Consider the following 16,748-nt stretch of genomic DNA (forward strand, 5'->3'; position numbering starts at 1 on the left):
GTTGCCTGCCTACTACCGTGCCCTTGCGTAAGGATCTCTGGTTTCATGCGACATCGCTTCACCCGACCCGCCGGACGCATCACCCTGACCTATCTCGTCATTGCCTTACTCTGGATTGCCTTTTCCGACCAGGCTGCCGAAGCGCTGTTCAACGACCCACGGCTGCTTAACCGGGTGCAGACCATTAAAGGCGGCCTTTTTGTATTGGCCACGGGCACGCTGTTGTACATACTGATGCACCGCACGCTGCATAGAATTGAGATCGTCGCCCTGGAAGACGGCCTGACCGGCCTGCCCAACCGGCTGGCCTTTACCCGGGAGCTGACTCAACGCTGCCATAACGGCCAGGCCCGCGATCAGCGATTTACCCTGACCCTGATGGACATCGATCAATTTACCGATCTCAACGACGAACAGGGCCACGCCCGGGGCGACGAACTGCTCAGGCTGGTTGGCCGGCAACTCAGGCACCTGCTGGGCAAGGACTGGTACATCGCCCACCTCGGTGGTGATGAATTCGGACTCCTGTCACCCGCCGGACTCAGCACCCAGGATACGCGCGAGCGACTCGACTGGCTGCAATACAGCGTCATGCGCAGCAGTGACCACGATTTGATGCTCAATCACACCCTCAGCGCCGGTTCCTGTGAATTCCCCACAGATGCCCGCACCGGGCAAGACATGATGCGCCAGGCCGATATGGCGCTGTCTCGGGCGAAACACCAGGGCCGGGACCGGCATTCGTTTTACCATGAAGAGCTGAAGCGCACCTTACTGGAACGACTGTCGCTGGCAAAAGACCTGCGCGATGCCATTGAGCAACAGGCCTTTACGCTGGTTTATCAGCCGCAATGGTCGGTATCGACATCGCAATGGGTCGGTGCGGAAGTACTGGTACGCTGGCACCACGCCGAACGGGGCTGGGTACCGCCCGACCAGTTCATTCCGTTGGCAGAGCGTGAGGGTCTGATTCACCGGGTCACCGAATGTGTGGTGGGAAAGGCACTGACTGAAATGAACCTGACCGGGCTGAGCCGGGCTACCCTGCCCTCACTGTCGATCAACCTGTCACACCTGACCTTGCTGAACGACAACACCATGACGCTGTTGCACCACCTGATCGATCAGCGCAGAACGGATCTGCCCGCGGTGATGTTCGAAATCACCGAAACGGCCACCATGGAAAACCTGGATCGTACCCTGAAAGCCATGCAAAGCTGGCGAGAACGGGGCATCGATTTCTCGATTGATGACTTTGGCACCGGCTATTCATCCTTGTCCCGGTTGAAGCAGTTACCGCTGAAAGAGCTGAAAATCGACCGGAGCTTTATAATGGACTTGCCCGGCGACCAGAACGACGCCGTCATCACCCAGGCGATTCTGGCGATGGCAAAAACCCTGTCGCTGAACGTGGTAGCCGAAGGAGTGGAGACTCTGGAGCAATCGGATTTTCTGCAGACCCATGGCTGCACCATCATGCAGGGCTATTATTACGCCAGGCCCATGCCCATTCAGGCATTGAGTGCCTTGCTCACAGAGTCCGTGGATTCACCGGTGCGCTGACCCATCGGGGCCCAGATCGAACGCCATCACCAGTGCATCTTCAACGCCGTCAGTCGACACATAATAACCGCGGCGCTGACCAAGGGTGTCGAAACCCAGCGACTGGTAAAGGGAAATGGCAGCCTGATTAGACCGTCGCACTTCCAGCAAAAGGCGTTGCTGACCGGATAATCGCTGCTGCGCCAGCCAGCCTTGCATCACCTGCCGCCCCCACCCCTGGCGCTGGTGTTCGCGAGCGACCGCCAGGTGCATCAGGGTGGTTTCATCCAGAACGGGCTGGCTGACGAGAAAAGCTACCGTGGCGCCGTCGGCGATGGCGAGCAACACCTCTCCGGCACTAAGGGCTCGCCGGAGCGCCGATTCTGGCCAGGGATGGGGGCCAGCCCCGAGATTAATCTGCAACACCCGTTCGATCGACTCCGGGTCGGCTTGAACCAGTTGCATCAGGCGGGCCGGTCGATGGACCGGACCAGTGGCTTGATTCGATGCCAGCAGATCGCCTTCTTCATCGGCTCGTTCAGCATCTGGTACAGGGACGGTAACCCCACCCAGGGCAAATCCCCATAGTCGCCTTGCGGCTGCTGCCAGCCCTGAAGCTTGGGCATCACCGCGCCAAACGAGAGCATCATTGAGGGTTGATACTGACGGATGAACTGGTCGAGTTTCTCATCCACGTACACCCGAGCCTGGTCCAGCCCCTGGTCCACCTTGCGGTTGGTAAACAGGGGCCATTGCACCACATGATGAGTCCGCACGTCGGCTGCTCCCACCCCGAGTGTAGCCAGGATGTTCAGCAACAATTGCTGGCCGCTGTCGGTCGGCTGGCTGAGGCCACGGGCCAGGGTATCGGCAATCAGATAATCGCCAACCACGCTCAACGACAAGGCAAACCGGGGTACCGGGGCCGCCTTGCTGCGCACCACCTGGGGGCCCGCAGGCTCCGCACCGGCGTCAGCGGCGCTTGCCGGCCCAGTTGGGTTCTTCTCAATCGGTACCTCACCCGGTTGTTGCGAGGTGGCGGGCGAGGCTTCCGGCGCTGGTTGAGCCGCCACCGAACCGGTTTCGACGGGCGGTGCTGCGTAATCGGTGTCATCCAGATCAAACACCAGCGGCTCCGGCGCGGCCGGTAGCCGCACTCTGGGGTACCAGCTATCGATCCCCATCGCCGACAGATAGTGCTGGCGACTGGCTTCTGAAAGGGGCGTAAAATCGGTCATACGGTGGTTTGCGGGTGAGGTTTGGCGGGGGCGTTTAAGATGAGGTTTAACGCCTTGATGTAAGCCTTGGCCGAGGCCACTACGATGTCGGTATCGCTGCCTGCCCCGTTCACAATGCGCCCGGCCTTCTCAAGACGCACCGACACTTCACCCTGCGCTTCAGTGCCCGCGGTAATGGCATTCACCGAATACAGCTGCAACTGCGTACCGGAATGCACCAGACTGTCGATCGCCTTGAAGCTGGCATCGACCGGGCCGTCTCCGGCCGCGGTGGCCTCATGCGACTCGCCTTCAATGTCCAGCACCACGGTTGCCAGTGGCGATTCGCCCATCACGCTGTGGCTGACCAGGTGCTTCAGTTGAATCCGGTCGGGTACGGCGGTGTCCTGCTCGACCTGAGACATCAGAGCGTGCAGATCTTCGTCGAAAATGTCGTGTTTTTTATCGGCCAGCGTCTTGAAGCGAGTAAAGGCATCGACCAGCTCGGCATCCGATTCAAACGGGTAACCGAGGTCCACCAGGCGGGTTTTGAAGGCATTGCGACCCGAGTGCTTGCCCAGCACCATGCGGTTGGCGTTCCAGCCGACCGCTTCAGCCGACATGATTTCGTAGGTTTCGCGGTGCTTGAGCACACCGTCCTGATGGATGCCGGATTCGTGGGCAAAGGCATTGGCCCCGACAATGGCTTTGTTTGGCTGCACCGGAAACCCGGTCACCGATGACACCAGGCGGGAGGCCGGCACAATATGCCGGGCATCGATGCCGGTATCGACCGGGAACAGATCCTGACGGGTGCGCACCGCCATCACGATTTCCTCCAGCGCGGCGTTGCCCGCACGCTCACCCAGGCCATTGATAGTGCATTCAACCTGTCGGGCGCCCTGCAACACGGCTGCCAGGGAATTGGCCACGGCCAGACCCAGGTCATTGTGACAATGCACCGAGAACACCGCCTGGTCGGCATTGGGCACGCGCTGCATGATGTCGTGAATCAGTTGGCCAAAGGCTTCGGGCACGGCGTAGCCGACCGTGTCGGGAATATTGATGGTGGTCGCCCCGGCGGCAATGGCCCGCTCGATGATGCGGCACAAAAAATCGAGCTCACTGCGCCCGGCGTCTTCGCAGGAAAACTCGACATCATCGGTGTACTGGCGGGCCTTGGTCACCGCCCGCACGGCTTGCTCGACCACCGCATCCGGCTGCATCTTCAGCTTGTATTTCATGTGAATGGGAGAGGTGGCGATAAAGGTATGAATGCGCGCACGTTCTGCGCCTTCCAGGGAACCGGCCGCCGCTTCAATGTCAGCGTCGAGTGCCCGCGCCAGGGAGCACACCGTGCTCTCGCGTACCGAGCGGGCAATGGCGTTAATGGCGTCAAAATCCCCTTTCGAGGCGGCTGCGAAACCGGCTTCGATGACGTCGACCCGCATCTTTTCCAGCGCTCGGGCAATGCGAACCTTTTCGTCCCGCGTCATGGACGCGCCAGGGCTTTGCTCGCCATCGCGCAGCGTGGTGTCAAAGATAATGAGATTGGAAGTCGGGGCAGTCATGGCAACACTCCGGTCGGCCGGTTTACAGACCGATAGTGTACACCAGAATTGCCCCGGGCCTCATCGACTGGCGCGCTTTTTAGCTCGCTGCCGGCCCATGCCGCAGCCAGGCATCTTCACACAAATCGAGCAGCGATTGTCGGGTCTCAAACGATTCGCGGGTCCAGAAAAACGGATAGACCTTGCGGGCTTTCCGGTCGAACCAGAACTCGCCGGCGGGCAGTGCCTGGCCCTCGGCCAGGCACCAGTAGATGGTATCTGCCCCTTCCTCGCTGGTGCGCAGCCGGTCGCCCATCTTATTGGAGAACCCGGGCAAGGCTTCACGCAAGGCCTCTGTGCCTACCCAGCCCGGATGTGACGCGGAAAAGGTATACGTCGGAAATTGCCGGGCCAGTTCCTGGTTCAGTATGACCTGGGCGCGCTTGGCGTTGGCGTAGGACTTCACCTTGTCGTACGGGTGCTGCTGCCAGCACAAGTCGCCCAGTTCCAGTTTCTGCAAGTACATGCCGCCGCTGGCGGTCAGGTGCACTGGCGCGCCTTCGGGCAACAGCGATTGCTCGATGCAGCGGCGAATCAGCAAGTAGTGACCCACCACCTGAGAGGCAAAGATCACATCGTAGCGGTCTTCAACCAGCATCAGTTTGTCGGGCATGCCACCGGCGTTGCAGACCAGGGCATCGAGCTCGGGCAGCGGTTGTGACACCACCTGATCAAACCGGGTCATGTCGAGCTCTATGAACTCCACGCCGAAGTCTGCCAGACCGGATTCGTCGAACTTCCCTTGCCCCCGGCCCGTTACCAGGACCGTCGCACCCGCAGCAGCCAGGCGCTGCGCCAGCGCAGCCCCAATACCGCTGGTACCACCGGTAACAAGCACCCGCTTTCCGGCCAGCCGCGCGTTGTCTATCGCACTGAAGTGCCGGGCATGACGCTGATACCCGGTCCGGTCAAATGAGTAGACAATGCTGTAATCCTTCAGGGTGTCGAACATGCAGTGCTCCTCACTTGTCGCAATGATTGTGTTGCCGTTCAGTACGGGGCCCGGCCTGCCATGGGTCACTTTCACTACCAGGGCAATTCACACCGGAAGGTGACCTTGTTATGGTGAGGGCACACTTGAACATCAGGAGGCTCCACCATGACAGACGCCTACACACCGGTTGAATGCAAGTCTGAACTGGCCGCACTGAATACCGATCTGGCGTTCCCCTGGGAACTCGAAGACGACAAGCTGACCAAAACGTTCACCTTCTCGAATTTTGTCACTGCCTTCGGTTTTATGACGCAGGCGGCCATCGTGGCCGAGAAGAGCAACCATCACCCGGAATGGTTCAACGTCTATAAAACGGTCAAAGTACAGCTGACCACCCATGATGCAGGCGGCATCTCGGAAAAGGATTTTGACCTGGCCCGGCGTATGGAAAAATTGGCCACCGGGCAACGCTGAGATGGGCCTGACACTGCACCTCAATTGCCTCGGCGAGATTGTCGAAGGCAATTATTACCGCGGTTACTGCCTTCTCAGTGAAGACCCCGATGAACCCGGCGCCCTGTTCCTGGTGGTCTACGCCGAGCCTGACCGCGCATCTGAGGTTTTGTTAAGCGAGTGGTTTCCGTCGATTCAGGCCGTCAATCATTTTGCCCGGGATCAGAACTGGTCGATTGAGTGGCGTCAGTAGCCGGCTCACACGCTTGGGGCCGGGTGTCGCACACGGCTTCGGTAGCGATGCGCACATCGACCAGATAAAACAGGGAATCGAGCCCCAGACTGATGCGACCCATGTTATGAAACACCAGCCCCAGAGCGATGTCTTCCGCACTGTAACGTTCTGCATTGGCGGCAAACTGCTGGGCAGCGAGTCCCGGTTCTTCATCACCCAGCAACTGCATTAACCGCCCGATACCGCCGTGGTAGGCCTGTACCAGCAGCAATGAATAAAGCTGTTCGCGCTGGGCGGATGGCAAATGCCCAAAGCGTTCATCGAAAACCGGTCGCAAGTTCCGGTCGTTTTGTTGGTAGAGCCTGACTGCACAGTCTACCTGGGCCATTCGGTGCAGATGAAACCGTTCATCAATTTCGCAATCGGCCAATACTTCGGGTCGCAGCTGCAACAGGCCGACGGCCCTGGCTGCCGAGAAACTCTCCTTGCGGGCACCGCTTTCTATCAGAACCTGACCAATAAACGACCTCACTACGGCATCGTTTGGCCGAAACCCCTGGCGCGCCGCCTTGTCGTTGAACACTTGCCGGACCAGCTCGATCAGCGGGATCGGCTCATCTTCGGAGCCGGCAACCATGCCATCCCAGGTGCCCCACACCCGATCCGCCGGGTCGGTACCCAACAGGCGATCAATGGCGGCCTTCAAATCAACGTGAGGCTGGTCACAGCGCAGTGCAAAGGGGTAACCCGTTTCCGAGGCCGACCCTCCGATCCACCGGTGTACCCGCTCGTCACGATACAGGGTCTCGCGAATGCGGTTCAGGCGCTCCTGATTTTCAACGACCGTATCTTCGTTCTCAAACCAGGTCAGGAAGCGGCCGCGCTGGTCAAACAGGATGTGGCGGCCGGGCTGTTCGCAATAGCTTTGTTCGAGCAATACCCAGCGCCGGATGATGGATATGTTCCGGTAAAAACCATCGCTGAATACGTAAGGTGTATCGCGAATCACCTGTAACCAGGGCGCAGGCGGTTGAACGGCATTCGATTCGGCGTGCAGAATACCGGCGGCAGGCACCATCATGAAACCGATCAGCCACCGCCTTAACCCCCCCAAAAAACCGTCACGCATAACTCGCTCTCAAACCAGGCAGAGTGACCAGTCTACTTAAGACGGCAACGGTTGCCAGCGACTATCAGCACCCGGGTAGCACAGCGATGTCTCGTGTAAACCTATTCTGGTCTCGCAAAAAAAACCCCGGCACAGGCCGGGGTCAATCGAGTGTACATCCTTACTCACTCACTGGGCTGTCACGAAATCGCTGTAGATGCCGTTGCTGTCGAACGTGGCCACCTGAAACTCATAGTCAGCACCGGGTAAATCTTCAATCAGGTACTGGTCGGTCCCCGCGTCGTCGATGACCAGTGTGACGTAGTCTTCCGTACCGGTTTCGCGGTAGCGAATTTCATAACCACCGATTTCGTCAAGACTCAGCGGGTCACCATTGGCGCGCTCCATCGGTACACTCCAGTACAAGGTGACCGACACAGTATCCGGCTCTGGTTCCGGCTCGGGCGCTGGATCGTTCATTACCAGGGTTACCGTTGACTGGGCAACCACCGTGCCATTGACACGAACCGTCAGGGTGTTGGTTCCCTCCTGCAACTCGCTCAGGGGCAAGGCATTAGCCGAGTCGTAATTACCACCGGCGAAATCGTAGGGGTAAACCATGTCTTCACCGAACCAGCCACCGTTGATATAGAACTCTACATGGCCTGCGTCGATATCATTAGTCGTCAGCGTCAGGTAGTAGGCTTCGCCTTCCGTCAGCGTCAGCCCTTCAACTTCCTGACCGTCACTGCGTGACGCCTCCAGCGAATAGTCCAGTGAGTAGCTGATTGGCTCCGGTTCCGGTTCTGGAGTCGGCTCTGGTTCCGGAGTTGGCTCTGGTTCCGGAGTCGGCTCTGGTTCCGGGGTCGGCTCTGGTTCCGGAGTCGGCTCTGGTTCCGGGGTCGGTTCTGGTTCCGGGGTCGGTTCTGGTTCCGGGGTCGGCTCTGGCTCTGGAGTTGGCTCTGGTTCCGGAGTCGGTTCTGGCTCAGGCGTCGGTTCTGGTTCCGGCGTTGGCTCGTCGTTCTCTACCACAAAGCGAGAAGTCGCCACAATTTCCCCATCGACGCGAGCCTGCACGGTATTCTCTCCGGGTTCAAACCATTCCATATTCTGAACATTAGCAGCAATATTATTGCCACCGTTCAAATCATACGGATAGCTTGAATCCGCATTCATCAAAACGTCGTTGACGTAAAACTGAACTACGCCCAGCGCCGCGTCGTTCGAGGTCAAATAGACGTAATAGCTGCCCGCCTCATTCAGCTCTGCATTTTGCAAGCTGGCACCGGATGCGCGGTCCGCACGAACCGAGTACATCAGATCGAACGAGCGGGAATTTGTATCTGAGTCATCGCCGGTGAATTTAGAAGTTCCTTCTTCTAGTTGGCATCCTGCCAGCACCATCGAGGCGACGACCGAACATGAAAGAGTGAACTTCGTCATAAGCGTTTCAGTTACCTTTTGCGGTCATGGATGAAAGTGAGCGCATGGTAACGAGACAGCTAACGAATAAATGTGAGCAAGTTCCGACCGAATTTTTTATTACAGTTACCGCATGATTTGACGGTTTGCGATAAAAAAACCGTCAATTCGTTGCAGCATTTTTGCTAAAGCTCCCTCATAAAAATCTCTGTCACAGAATTCATCTCGACCCTGTCACACGAATAAGGCAGCCTCTTCAAAGTTTTGACGGTTTTTAACCCGAACAAGCCTTCGTACCGCGTTCAGCTCTTGCAGAGTGCCCAGGCAGACTGTGATGGAGATCACCAATCCACGGCATCTTTACACTGCGCCAGCCCAATCAACGACGATTGACCTTGCCAGGGCGATCACTGACAATCCTTGAAAACGTTATCAAAGCTCAGGGTACCCAGTCGGATGACCAAGACGAAGACGCTGAGTACCGGCATAACCCCTGAAGGAGAAGGCTCAATGAGTACGTTCACCGACCTGATGTCTCGCCGCGACTGGGAAAACCCACTGGTCACCGGACAAAACCGGCTACCGGGCCACAGCCCGCTGCGCGCCTATGCGAGCCACGACGACGCCCGAAACGACCTGACGTCGGCCCGGCAGTCGCTCAATGGCGACTGGGATTTCGTGCTGTACGACCGCCCTGAACTGGCTGACGCCACCTTCTTCGAATCACCGACCGCCGTGCCCACCGGCCACAGTGTGCGCGTTCCGGGCAACTGGCAATGCCAGGGGTACGACCGGCCCATCTACACCAATGTTCAATACCCGTTCGCGGTCAACCCGCCCTTTGTGCCTGCGGATAACCCGACCGGGGGCTACGCTCGCACCTTCGCACTCCCGGCTGAAGCGATTGAGGGCCAAACCCGGGTGGTGTTCGACGGGGTAAATTCCGCCTTTCACCTCTGGTGCAACGGCCGCTGGGTGGGCTACAGCCAGGACAGCCGGTTGCCGGCTGAATTTGACCTGTCCGACTTCGTTCACGCCGGTGATAACCGCCTGGCGGTCATGGTGCTGCGGTGGTCGGATGGCAGTTACCTCGAAGACCAGGACATGTGGTGGCTGAGTGGCATCTTCCGCGACGTCACCCTGGTCACCAAGCCCCACCGCCAGATCACTGATGTGCATTTCGACACCAAACTGGATGCCTGCTACCGCGACGCCACACTGAACCTATGCGCTGACGTGTCTGACCCGGAAACCCACATCCGTGCCTGTCTCTACGACGGCGACCAGTTGGTGGCCGACGTCAGTGACATCGCTCCGGGCCAGCGTGAGGTTGACGAACGCGGCGGATTCCGTTGCCGTGCCTATGCCAAACTGGCCGTGACCGCGCCTCACCTGTGGTCGGCAGAAACGCCTTACCTGTACCGGCTGGTGGTCAGCCTGAGCGATGCACACGGCCAGGAACTGGATCATGAGGCGTACTGGGTTGGTTTTCGCAGCGTGGAGATCAGCGACGGCTTGTTAAAGGTCAACGGCCAGCCCGTGCTGATTCGCGGAGCGAACCGGCATGAACATCACCCCGAACGTGGCCACGCCGTTAACCGGGCCGATATGGAAGCCGACATCCGGCTGATGAAGCAGTTCAACTTCAACGCCGTGCGCACCGCCCATTACCCCAACCACCCGGAATTCTATGAGCTGTGCGACCAGTACGGGCTCTATGTAGTCGACGAGGCCAATATCGAAACGCACGGCATGAATCCGTCGAGCCAGCTGTCGGACGACAGTCGCTGGCTGTCGGCCTATATGGAACGGGTGACCCGCCTGGTGCAGCGCGACCGCAACCATGCCTCGGTGATTATCTGGTCGCTCGGCAACGAATCCGGCTTAGGCGCCAACCATCACGCCGCCTACCAGTGGGTGAAACAGACCGACTCCAGTCGCCCGGCTCAGTACGAAGGCGGCGGTGCCGATTCGGCCGCCACCGACATCATTTGCCCGATGTATGCCCGGGTTAACACCGACATGCCACTGCCAGAATCGGTCCCCAAATGGGCGATTCAGAAATGGATTGGCCTGCCTGGTGAAAACCGACCGCTGATTCTGTGCGAATACGCCCATGCCATGGGCAACAGCCTGGGCAGTTTTGATGAATACTGGCGCGCCTTTCGCCAGTACCCGCGCCTTCAGGGCGGCTTTATCTGGGACTGGGTCGACCAGGGCCTGAGCCACACCAGCCCGGACGGCCAACGCTACTGGGCCTACGGCGGCGACTTTGGCGACCAGCCCAACGACCGACAGTTCTGCATCAACGGCCTGGTCTTCCCCGATCGCAGCGTGCACCCGACGCTGTACGAGGCAAAACGGGCCCAGCAGTTTCTGCAGATCAAACTGATCAGCACCGACCCGCTGACGGTTCAGGTGAGCAGCGAATACCTGTTCCGCCACACTGACAACGAGCAGCTTAACTGGGCGATACTGGAAGACGGCCACATCATCAGCCAGGGGCAGATGCCATTGAGCGTTGCGCCCATGAGCCAGGCCCAATATACCATCGACGCCGCGCTTCCTGCAGCACAACCCGGCTGCGACTACCACCTCGACATCTGGATTACCCAGCCCGAGGCAACCCCCTGGTCTGAACCCGGCCATGAAAGTGCGCGCCAGCAACTCAGCCTGCCGGTCAGCGCACAGCTGGCTGATGCGGTAACAACGGCAGCCCCGGCGCCGGCTTACACAGAAACAGACGACCGGATCATCGTTGAGCATGAGGGTGGCCAGTGGCAGTTTGATCGCGCCACCGGCCAGTTAACCAACTGGCAACATGGAGATCGGGCATTATTGCGAGCCGCACCGCGCGACTGCGTCTGGCGCGCCCCGCTCGACAACGACATCGGCATCAGCGAAGCCGACCGGGTTGATCCCAATGCCTGGGCAGCGCGGTGGGCTGCGGCCGGCCTGGATCGCCTGGCGACGACCAGCACATTGCTGGCGGTTACCCCACGGGCCGATCGTGTTGAAATTTGCGTTGCTCATCAGCACCGGGCAGACGACGAAACCCGGCTGCGCAGCCACTGGCGTTACGGTTGCTATCAGGACGGTTCACTGACGCTGCAGGTCGAGGTCGATGCCGCCGCAGGCTTGCCGCCGCTGGCCCGTATCGGCCTTGAATGGGCGTTAACCGACATACCCGAGACCTTCACCTGGTGGGGACGCGGCCCGCATGAGAATTACCCGGACCGGAAACTGGCAGCCGACATAGGTCGCTATTCGCTGCCGCTAAGCGCCGCTCACACGCCCTATATTTTCCCAAGCGATAACGGCCTGCGCTGCGATACCCGGTCACTGCAAGTGGGCAGCCTGAGCGTCAGCGGTGACTTCCACTTCAGCCTGAGCCGGTATTCCCAGGTCGCGCTGGCAGCCGCCAGGCACCAGTACGAACTCTCAGAGGAAGATGGCGTCTATTTGCACATCGATACCGAGCACATGGGCGTTGGCGGGGATGATTCCTGGAGCCCGAGCGTGCACCCTGAATACCAGATAACGCAGCATCGCCAGACCAAACGACTGTATCGGTATGAGGTTACGCTTAAGGCGGGTTAAGTTTGCAACCGCAGCGGAGTGTCAGGTGCCGGGGGTACCTATCCGGGGTAGTCTGAGGCATGGATGCCGAAGTCTAGGCCCCATGGATGGGTTTACGCCGAGCGATGTGTCGCACCACCCGGATCAGTACCCCCGGTGCCTGACACGGACTCATGGCACCAATGAACAACCACCGGACTTTTAAGACGATTAGGTTAGCGCAACCAGGCGCCCCATCAGTTTGCCTTTGGGGTGCCAGACCGGTGCCTTTTGCCAGCGCACGGCGGGTTTCGGGTCGCGCTCAATGCGCACCCGGGCCAGTATTTCATGCAGAATGCATTTGATCTCCATCTCCGAGAAATGCATGCCGATGCATTTGTGGGCGCCACCGCTGAAGGGGGCGAACAGAAACGGATGCTGTTTGTCTTCCTGGCGTTGGGGCGAAAAACGCTCCGGATCAAAGCGTTCCGGCTCGCGCCAATACTCAGGCAGGTAGTGATTGTGCACCGGTGATACCGAGACGATGGTGCCGGCCGGAATCCGATAGCCTTCGTACGCCACATCGTGCAGGGCGCGGCGGGGAATAACAGCACCCGGAGTAAAGAGGCGCAACACCTCTTTAAACACATTAGCGGTATCGGTCAGCTGCCCAAGGTCTTCATAGGTTAGGGGTTTAAAGGCGGCGTGCTCTTCCCGCAATCGCTCCTGCCATTGCGGGTATTCGGTCAGAGCATAGAGCAGGCTGGTCAGGGCACTGCTGGTGGTATCCTGTGCGGCCATCATCAGAAAAATCATGTGGTCGGCTATGTTCTGGTCGGTGAAATTGTGGCCGTCTTCATCTTTGGCGCGGCACAACTGCGCGAACAGGGTATCGCCACCCCGGGCTCTTACCTCGCTGACCTTGTTCAAAAAATACCGTTCCAGAAAGGCCCGCCCCTGCAAGCCGCGATTGTACTTGGTGCCTGGCCAGGGTTTGCGCACCAGCGCCATCGTGGCTTCGACGTTGTTGCGAAACGCCTGTTGCAGTTGTTGCAGCTGTTGATGATCGGTCTCGCCGATAAACACCCGGGAGGCCATATCCAGCACCGTTTGCCGGGCCAGTTGCGCCAGATCGACCGGACTATCCAGCGGCCAGCGTTTGACAATATCGGGCAAGGCACAGGACATCAGCGCCTGGTACGCCACCATGGCGTCTTTCTTGAAGGCGGCCTGCATGATGCGGCGATGATAGCGGTGCTCCTCGCCATCCTTAAGCATCAATCCGCGCGGGAAAAGTTCACCGACAAAACTGGCCCAGCCCTGGGCAGTGGAGAAGTGGTTACCGCTATCCTGCAGCAAGAACCGGCACCCCTCCGGGCCGGTCAGCCGGATCCAGGTTTCGCCCAGAAACTGTGTTGAAAACACGGGACCATAGCGTCGGGTTTTTCGATCGAAGAAGGCCTGAATATCCTGTAGGACTTCAAGGGTGTGGCCGACCAGGGGCAAGCCCTTGTCTCCGGGTATTTCGATCAGAGGCACCTCTTCGTTGATATTGATCGGATCAACAGCCAAGGAGGCCTCCCTCATTGTGCGGGGTATTGACGACTGCGCCTTCATGCTCGGTCTCCGGCAAAGGCATCCACAACCTGTCACCGGTAACAGTGACGACTCACTCAGAGTGAGTCGTCCTGCGACCAAGGTAAAGGCCTACGCAACAGGAGTGTGAACTGGTTATCGTCAATAATGGCGGCAATCCGCCAGTTGGTTAACTCTTGAGCTTGTAACCTGTTTTGAAGATCCACCAGACCAGGCCAACAAAGAGCACCAGAAAGCCAAAGGTCATGCCCGTACTAACGGCAATGTGCACATCCGACACACCATAAAAACTCCAGCGAAACCCGCTGACCAGATACACCACCGGGTTCAACAGAGTCACCCCTTGCCAGAAGGAAGGCAGCATGTCGATGGAATAAAAGGTGCCTCCCAGAAACACCAGCGGCGTTACGATCATCATCGGCACAATCTGCAGCTTTTCGAAACCATCGGCCCAGATACCAATCACAAACCCAAGAAAACTAAAGGTGATGGAGGTTAAAACCAGAAAGCTGAACATCCAGATCGGATGCTCAATCCGGTAGTCTACAAAGAAGGTCGCGGTGACCAGAATGATCAGGCCGAGGATGACTGATTTGGTTGCAGCGGCGCCCACATAACCCAGCACAATCTCAACGTAGGAAATCGGTGCCGACAGCACCTCATAAATAGTGCCGGAGAACTTGGGCATGTAGATGCCAAAGGAGGCATTGGAAATGCTCTGCATCAGCAGCGTCAGCATGATCAGCCCGGGAATAATAAAAGCGCCGTAACTGACCCCGTCGATGTCGACCATGCGCGAGCCAATGGCGGAACCAAAGACAACAAAGTACAGAGACGTTGAAATCACCGGCGTAGCAACGCTTTGCAACAGCGTGCGCCAGGTGCGTGCCATTTCAAACATATAAATGGCGCGAACAGAATAGAAATTCATGTAAGCAGTATCCTTTATTGACCGTGGACCAAACCCACGAAAATATCTTCCAGCGAGCTTTCCCGGGTGCGTAGGTCCCGGAACTCAACGCCCTGACTGTCGAGCTCTTTCAGCAATTCGGAAATGCCACTGTGTTCCTGCTGCGAATCAAAGTTGTAATTCAGCTCGCGGCCATCCTCACTCAGTGTCAGTGGCATGGACGCCAATGACTCCGGTACTTTCGACAACGGGTCACGCAGCGACAGCGTCAGCTGCTTTTTACCCAGCTTGCGCATCAAAGCGGTTTTTTCCTCAACCAGAATGATTTCACCCTGGCTGATCACACCGATCCGATCGGCCATTTCTTCGGCTTCTTCAATGTAGTGGGTCGTCAGAATGATGGTCACACCCTGCTCGCGCAAGCCACGCACCATTTCCCACATGTCGCGCCGCAACTCGACATCGACACCTGCCGTTGGCTCATCCAGAAACAGGATTTTCGGTTCGTGCGACAATGCCTTGGCGATCATCACCCGGCGCTTCATGCCGCCCGACAGCGCCTTGATTTTCGAGTCGCGCTTATCCCACAGCGACAGTTGCCGCAGTATTTTTTCCAGGTGCTCCGGGTTCGGCGCTTTGCCGAACAGGCCTCTGGAAAAGTTCACCGTGGCCCAGACCGTTTCAAACGCATCGGTCGCCAGTTCCTGCGGAACCAGCCCGATTTTGGCACGGGCCTGACGGAAGTCGGTCAGAATATCGTGGCCATCGGCGGTTACCGTTCCCCGGGTAGGGTTGGCAATGCCGCAAATAATACTGATCAGGGTTGTTTTACCGGCGCCATTGGGGCCAAGCAACGCGAAAATCTCACCGGTATTGATATCCAGATCGAGGTTCTTGAGGGCTTCAAATCCTGATGCGTAGGTCTTGTTGAGACCCTGCACAGAAATAATAGGGGGCATGAGTGCTCCTAGTGGTTAGCACTCAAGTTTCGGAGTTCGGGTTAGCTTGGTGGCACTGGTCCGCGTCGGCTACCGGTAGCGCCTCTGCGGGGAAGTCCGCAACATGGATGTTACGGTCTAGGCCCCATGGACGGGTTTACGCCGACCCCTCAGAGGCATCACCGGCAGCCGACGCGGACCACAGCCACAGATTCCAACTTCGAAACTTGAGCTAAAAAAGGGTGCCGGTCACTTTACAGTAATCCGGCTTCTTCGTAATAACGCCTTGCACCCGGATGCAAGGGCGCTGATAAACCGTCCTGAATCATTGTGGCCGGATCCAGGCCGGCAAAGGCCGGGTGCAGCCGGGTCAGGGTGTCGAAATTTTCAAAAACGGCCTTAACGATCCGGTAGGCAACGTCTTCGGGCATGTTAGCGGTGGTCACTACCGTTGCCGCCATGCCCAGTGTTTGCACCGGATCCGGGTTACCCGGATACAAGCCACCGGGAATGCTCGCCATGCGGTAATAGGGTTTCTGATCCAGCAGTTGTTCGACGGCCTCACCCGTCACTGGTACCAGAACCGTCTCGCAGCGCTCTGTAGCTTCCAGAATCGCCGGGTTGGGGTGACCTGCCGCGAAGGTGATCGCATCGAGGCGATAGTCGCACAAGGCTTCGCCCTGACGCAGCGGCGGTAACTCGGCAGTGCGCTGGAAATCGTCATAGGTCCAGCCGTAACTGGCCATCAACACATCCAGCGTGCCGCGCTGACCAGAACCTGCCTCGCCCAGATTCACCCGTCGGCCTTTCAGGTCACTGAAGGTGGCAATACCGGAGTCAACTCGTGCCAGTACGGTAAAGGGTTCGCTGTGCAGCGAAAACAGGGAACGCAACGAATCAAACGCTTCGGCTTCATCGTATTCAGGCTGCCCGGTGTAGGCGTAATGATGCCAGTCGGACTGAACCACGACGAGACTGTAGCGGCCTTCACGCAACCCAGTCAGGTTATCGATCGACCCACCGGTCACCACAACGTCACAGCGTTCATCCGCACTGGCCTCACGTTCATAAAAGCGGCAAATAGCGCCACCGGTCGGGTAATAGACCCCGGCAATCGAACCCGTGCCAATCACCAGATTCGACTCAGCCTGAACCGTAGCCAAAGCGCCGAGAGTGCTCAGCACGGCCAGCAGGCCCGCCTTCTTTAACGCATTTCGAATCACCC

The 16,748-nt window shown here is 58.4% G+C and carries 14 protein-coding genes; 4 read left to right on the plus strand and 10 right to left on the minus strand.

The features are described 5' to 3' along the window. Positions 1 to 45: 45 nt before the first annotated feature. Positions 46 to 1,563 (plus strand): putative bifunctional diguanylate cyclase/phosphodiesterase, encoded by a 1,518-nt coding sequence (locus EP166_RS12925; RefSeq protein ID WP_164743928.1) that lies wholly within the window; start codon positions 46 to 48, stop codon positions 1,561 to 1,563. Here EP166_RS12925 and rimI read toward each other — a convergent pair. From rimI to EP166_RS12945, 4 genes are all read right to left on the minus strand, one after another. Continuing rightward, a complete protein-coding gene (gene rimI / locus EP166_RS12930) occupies positions 1,549 to 2,007 on the minus strand; it encodes a ribosomal protein S18-alanine N-acetyltransferase (protein ID WP_127557595.1) in 459 nt (152 codons plus the stop codon). The genes EP166_RS12925 and rimI overlap by 15 nt on opposite strands. Next, complete coding sequence (locus tag EP166_RS12935) at positions 2,007 to 2,780, minus strand: hypothetical protein (RefSeq protein WP_127557597.1); 774 nt, start codon at positions 2,778 to 2,780, stop codon at positions 2,007 to 2,009. The genes rimI and EP166_RS12935 overlap by 1 nt, the downstream gene beginning before the upstream one ends. Beyond that, on the minus strand, positions 2,777 to 4,330 hold the full coding sequence (locus EP166_RS12940; RefSeq protein WP_127557599.1) for a 2-isopropylmalate synthase: 1,554 nt from the start codon (positions 4,328 to 4,330) through the stop codon (positions 2,777 to 2,779). The genes EP166_RS12935 and EP166_RS12940 overlap by 4 nt, the downstream gene beginning before the upstream one ends. 79 nt (positions 4,331 to 4,409) lie before the next feature. Next, a complete protein-coding gene (locus EP166_RS12945; RefSeq protein WP_127557601.1) occupies positions 4,410 to 5,321 on the minus strand; it encodes an SDR family NAD(P)-dependent oxidoreductase in 912 nt (303 codons plus the stop codon). 147 nt (positions 5,322 to 5,468) lie between these two features. Here EP166_RS12945 and EP166_RS12950 point away from each other — a divergent pair, with 147 nt between their 5' ends. Then, complete coding sequence (locus tag EP166_RS12950; protein WP_127557603.1) at positions 5,469 to 5,777, plus strand: 4a-hydroxytetrahydrobiopterin dehydratase; 309 nt, start codon at positions 5,469 to 5,471, stop codon at positions 5,775 to 5,777. A gap of 1 nt (position 5,778) precedes the next feature. Further along, a complete protein-coding gene (locus tag EP166_RS12955) occupies positions 5,779 to 6,009 on the plus strand; it encodes a hypothetical protein (RefSeq protein WP_127557605.1) in 231 nt (76 codons plus the stop codon). Here the strand turns inward: EP166_RS12955 and EP166_RS12960 are convergent. Further along, positions 5,960 to 7,120, minus strand: coding sequence for a hypothetical protein (locus EP166_RS12960; protein ID WP_181952720.1), 1,161 nt, complete (start codon positions 7,118 to 7,120; stop codon positions 5,960 to 5,962). The two genes, EP166_RS12955 and EP166_RS12960, sit on opposite strands and share 50 nt — an antisense overlap. 168 nt (positions 7,121 to 7,288) lie before the next feature. Further along, the gene (locus EP166_RS21255) at positions 7,289 to 8,542 is read right to left on the minus strand and encodes a fibronectin type III domain-containing protein (protein WP_181952721.1); all 1,254 of its coding nucleotides are present in this window, start codon (positions 8,540 to 8,542) and stop codon (positions 7,289 to 7,291) included. 489 nt (positions 8,543 to 9,031) lie between these two features. On the opposite strand from EP166_RS21255, the gene EP166_RS12970 reads away from it, so the two are divergent. Beyond that, complete coding sequence (locus EP166_RS12970; protein WP_127557607.1) at positions 9,032 to 12,121, plus strand: beta-galactosidase; 3,090 nt, start codon at positions 9,032 to 9,034, stop codon at positions 12,119 to 12,121. Between the two features lie 189 nt (positions 12,122 to 12,310). Here the strand turns inward: EP166_RS12970 and EP166_RS12975 are convergent, their stop codons facing one another. From EP166_RS12975 to EP166_RS12990, 4 genes are all read right to left on the minus strand, one after another. Then, on the minus strand, positions 12,311 to 13,651 hold the full coding sequence (locus tag EP166_RS12975; RefSeq protein WP_164743929.1) for a cytochrome P450: 1,341 nt from the start codon (positions 13,649 to 13,651) through the stop codon (positions 12,311 to 12,313). A 193-nt stretch (positions 13,652 to 13,844) separates the two neighbouring features. Beyond that, on the minus strand, positions 13,845 to 14,606 hold the full coding sequence (locus tag EP166_RS12980; RefSeq protein WP_127557611.1) for an ABC transporter permease: 762 nt from the start codon (positions 14,604 to 14,606) through the stop codon (positions 13,845 to 13,847). Between the two features lie 14 nt (positions 14,607 to 14,620). Then, positions 14,621 to 15,544 (minus strand): ABC transporter ATP-binding protein, encoded by a 924-nt coding sequence (locus EP166_RS12985; RefSeq protein WP_127557613.1) that lies wholly within the window; start codon positions 15,542 to 15,544, stop codon positions 14,621 to 14,623. A 233-nt stretch (positions 15,545 to 15,777) separates the two neighbouring features. Then, positions 15,778 to 16,746, minus strand: a complete 969-nt coding sequence (locus tag EP166_RS12990; RefSeq protein WP_127557615.1) for a TAXI family TRAP transporter solute-binding subunit — start codon at positions 16,744 to 16,746, stop codon at positions 15,778 to 15,780. Between the last annotated feature and the right edge of the window lie 2 nt (positions 16,747 to 16,748).

Origin of the sequence: Saccharospirillum alexandrii (assembly GCF_004000275.1) — a bacterium.
In the GTDB taxonomy this organism is placed as follows: domain Bacteria; phylum Pseudomonadota; class Gammaproteobacteria; order Pseudomonadales; family Natronospirillaceae; genus Saccharospirillum; species Saccharospirillum alexandrii.

What these genes read in the sequence shown, in the direction of transcription:
- EP166_RS12925 (WP_164743928.1), top strand. Translation starts at nt 46, where the DNA reads ATGCGACATCGCTTCACCCGACCCGCCGGACGCATCACCCTGACCTAT.
- rimI (WP_127557595.1), bottom strand. Translation starts at nt 2,007, where the DNA reads ATGCAACTGGTTCAAGCCGACCCGGAGTCGATCGAACGGGTGTTGCAG.
- EP166_RS12935 (WP_127557597.1), bottom strand. Translation starts at nt 2,780, where the DNA reads ATGACCGATTTTACGCCCCTTTCAGAAGCCAGTCGCCAGCACTATCTG.
- EP166_RS12940 (WP_127557599.1), bottom strand. Translation starts at nt 4,330, where the DNA reads ATGACTGCCCCGACTTCCAATCTCATTATCTTTGACACCACGCTGCGC.
- EP166_RS12945 (WP_127557601.1), bottom strand. Translation starts at nt 5,321, where the DNA reads ATGTTCGACACCCTGAAGGATTACAGCATTGTCTACTCATTTGACCGG.
- EP166_RS12950 (WP_127557603.1), top strand. Translation starts at nt 5,469, where the DNA reads ATGACAGACGCCTACACACCGGTTGAATGCAAGTCTGAACTGGCCGCA.
- EP166_RS12955 (WP_127557605.1), top strand. Translation starts at nt 5,779, where the DNA reads ATGGGCCTGACACTGCACCTCAATTGCCTCGGCGAGATTGTCGAAGGC.
- EP166_RS12960 (WP_181952720.1), bottom strand. Translation starts at nt 7,120, where the DNA reads ATGCGTGACGGTTTTTTGGGGGGGTTAAGGCGGTGGCTGATCGGTTTC.
- EP166_RS21255 (WP_181952721.1), bottom strand. Translation starts at nt 8,542, where the DNA reads ATGACGAAGTTCACTCTTTCATGTTCGGTCGTCGCCTCGATGGTGCTG.
- EP166_RS12970 (WP_127557607.1), top strand. Translation starts at nt 9,032, where the DNA reads ATGAGTACGTTCACCGACCTGATGTCTCGCCGCGACTGGGAAAACCCA.
- EP166_RS12980 (WP_127557611.1), bottom strand. Translation starts at nt 14,606, where the DNA reads ATGAATTTCTATTCTGTTCGCGCCATTTATATGTTTGAAATGGCACGC.
- EP166_RS12985 (WP_127557613.1), bottom strand. Translation starts at nt 15,544, where the DNA reads ATGCCCCCTATTATTTCTGTGCAGGGTCTCAACAAGACCTACGCATCA.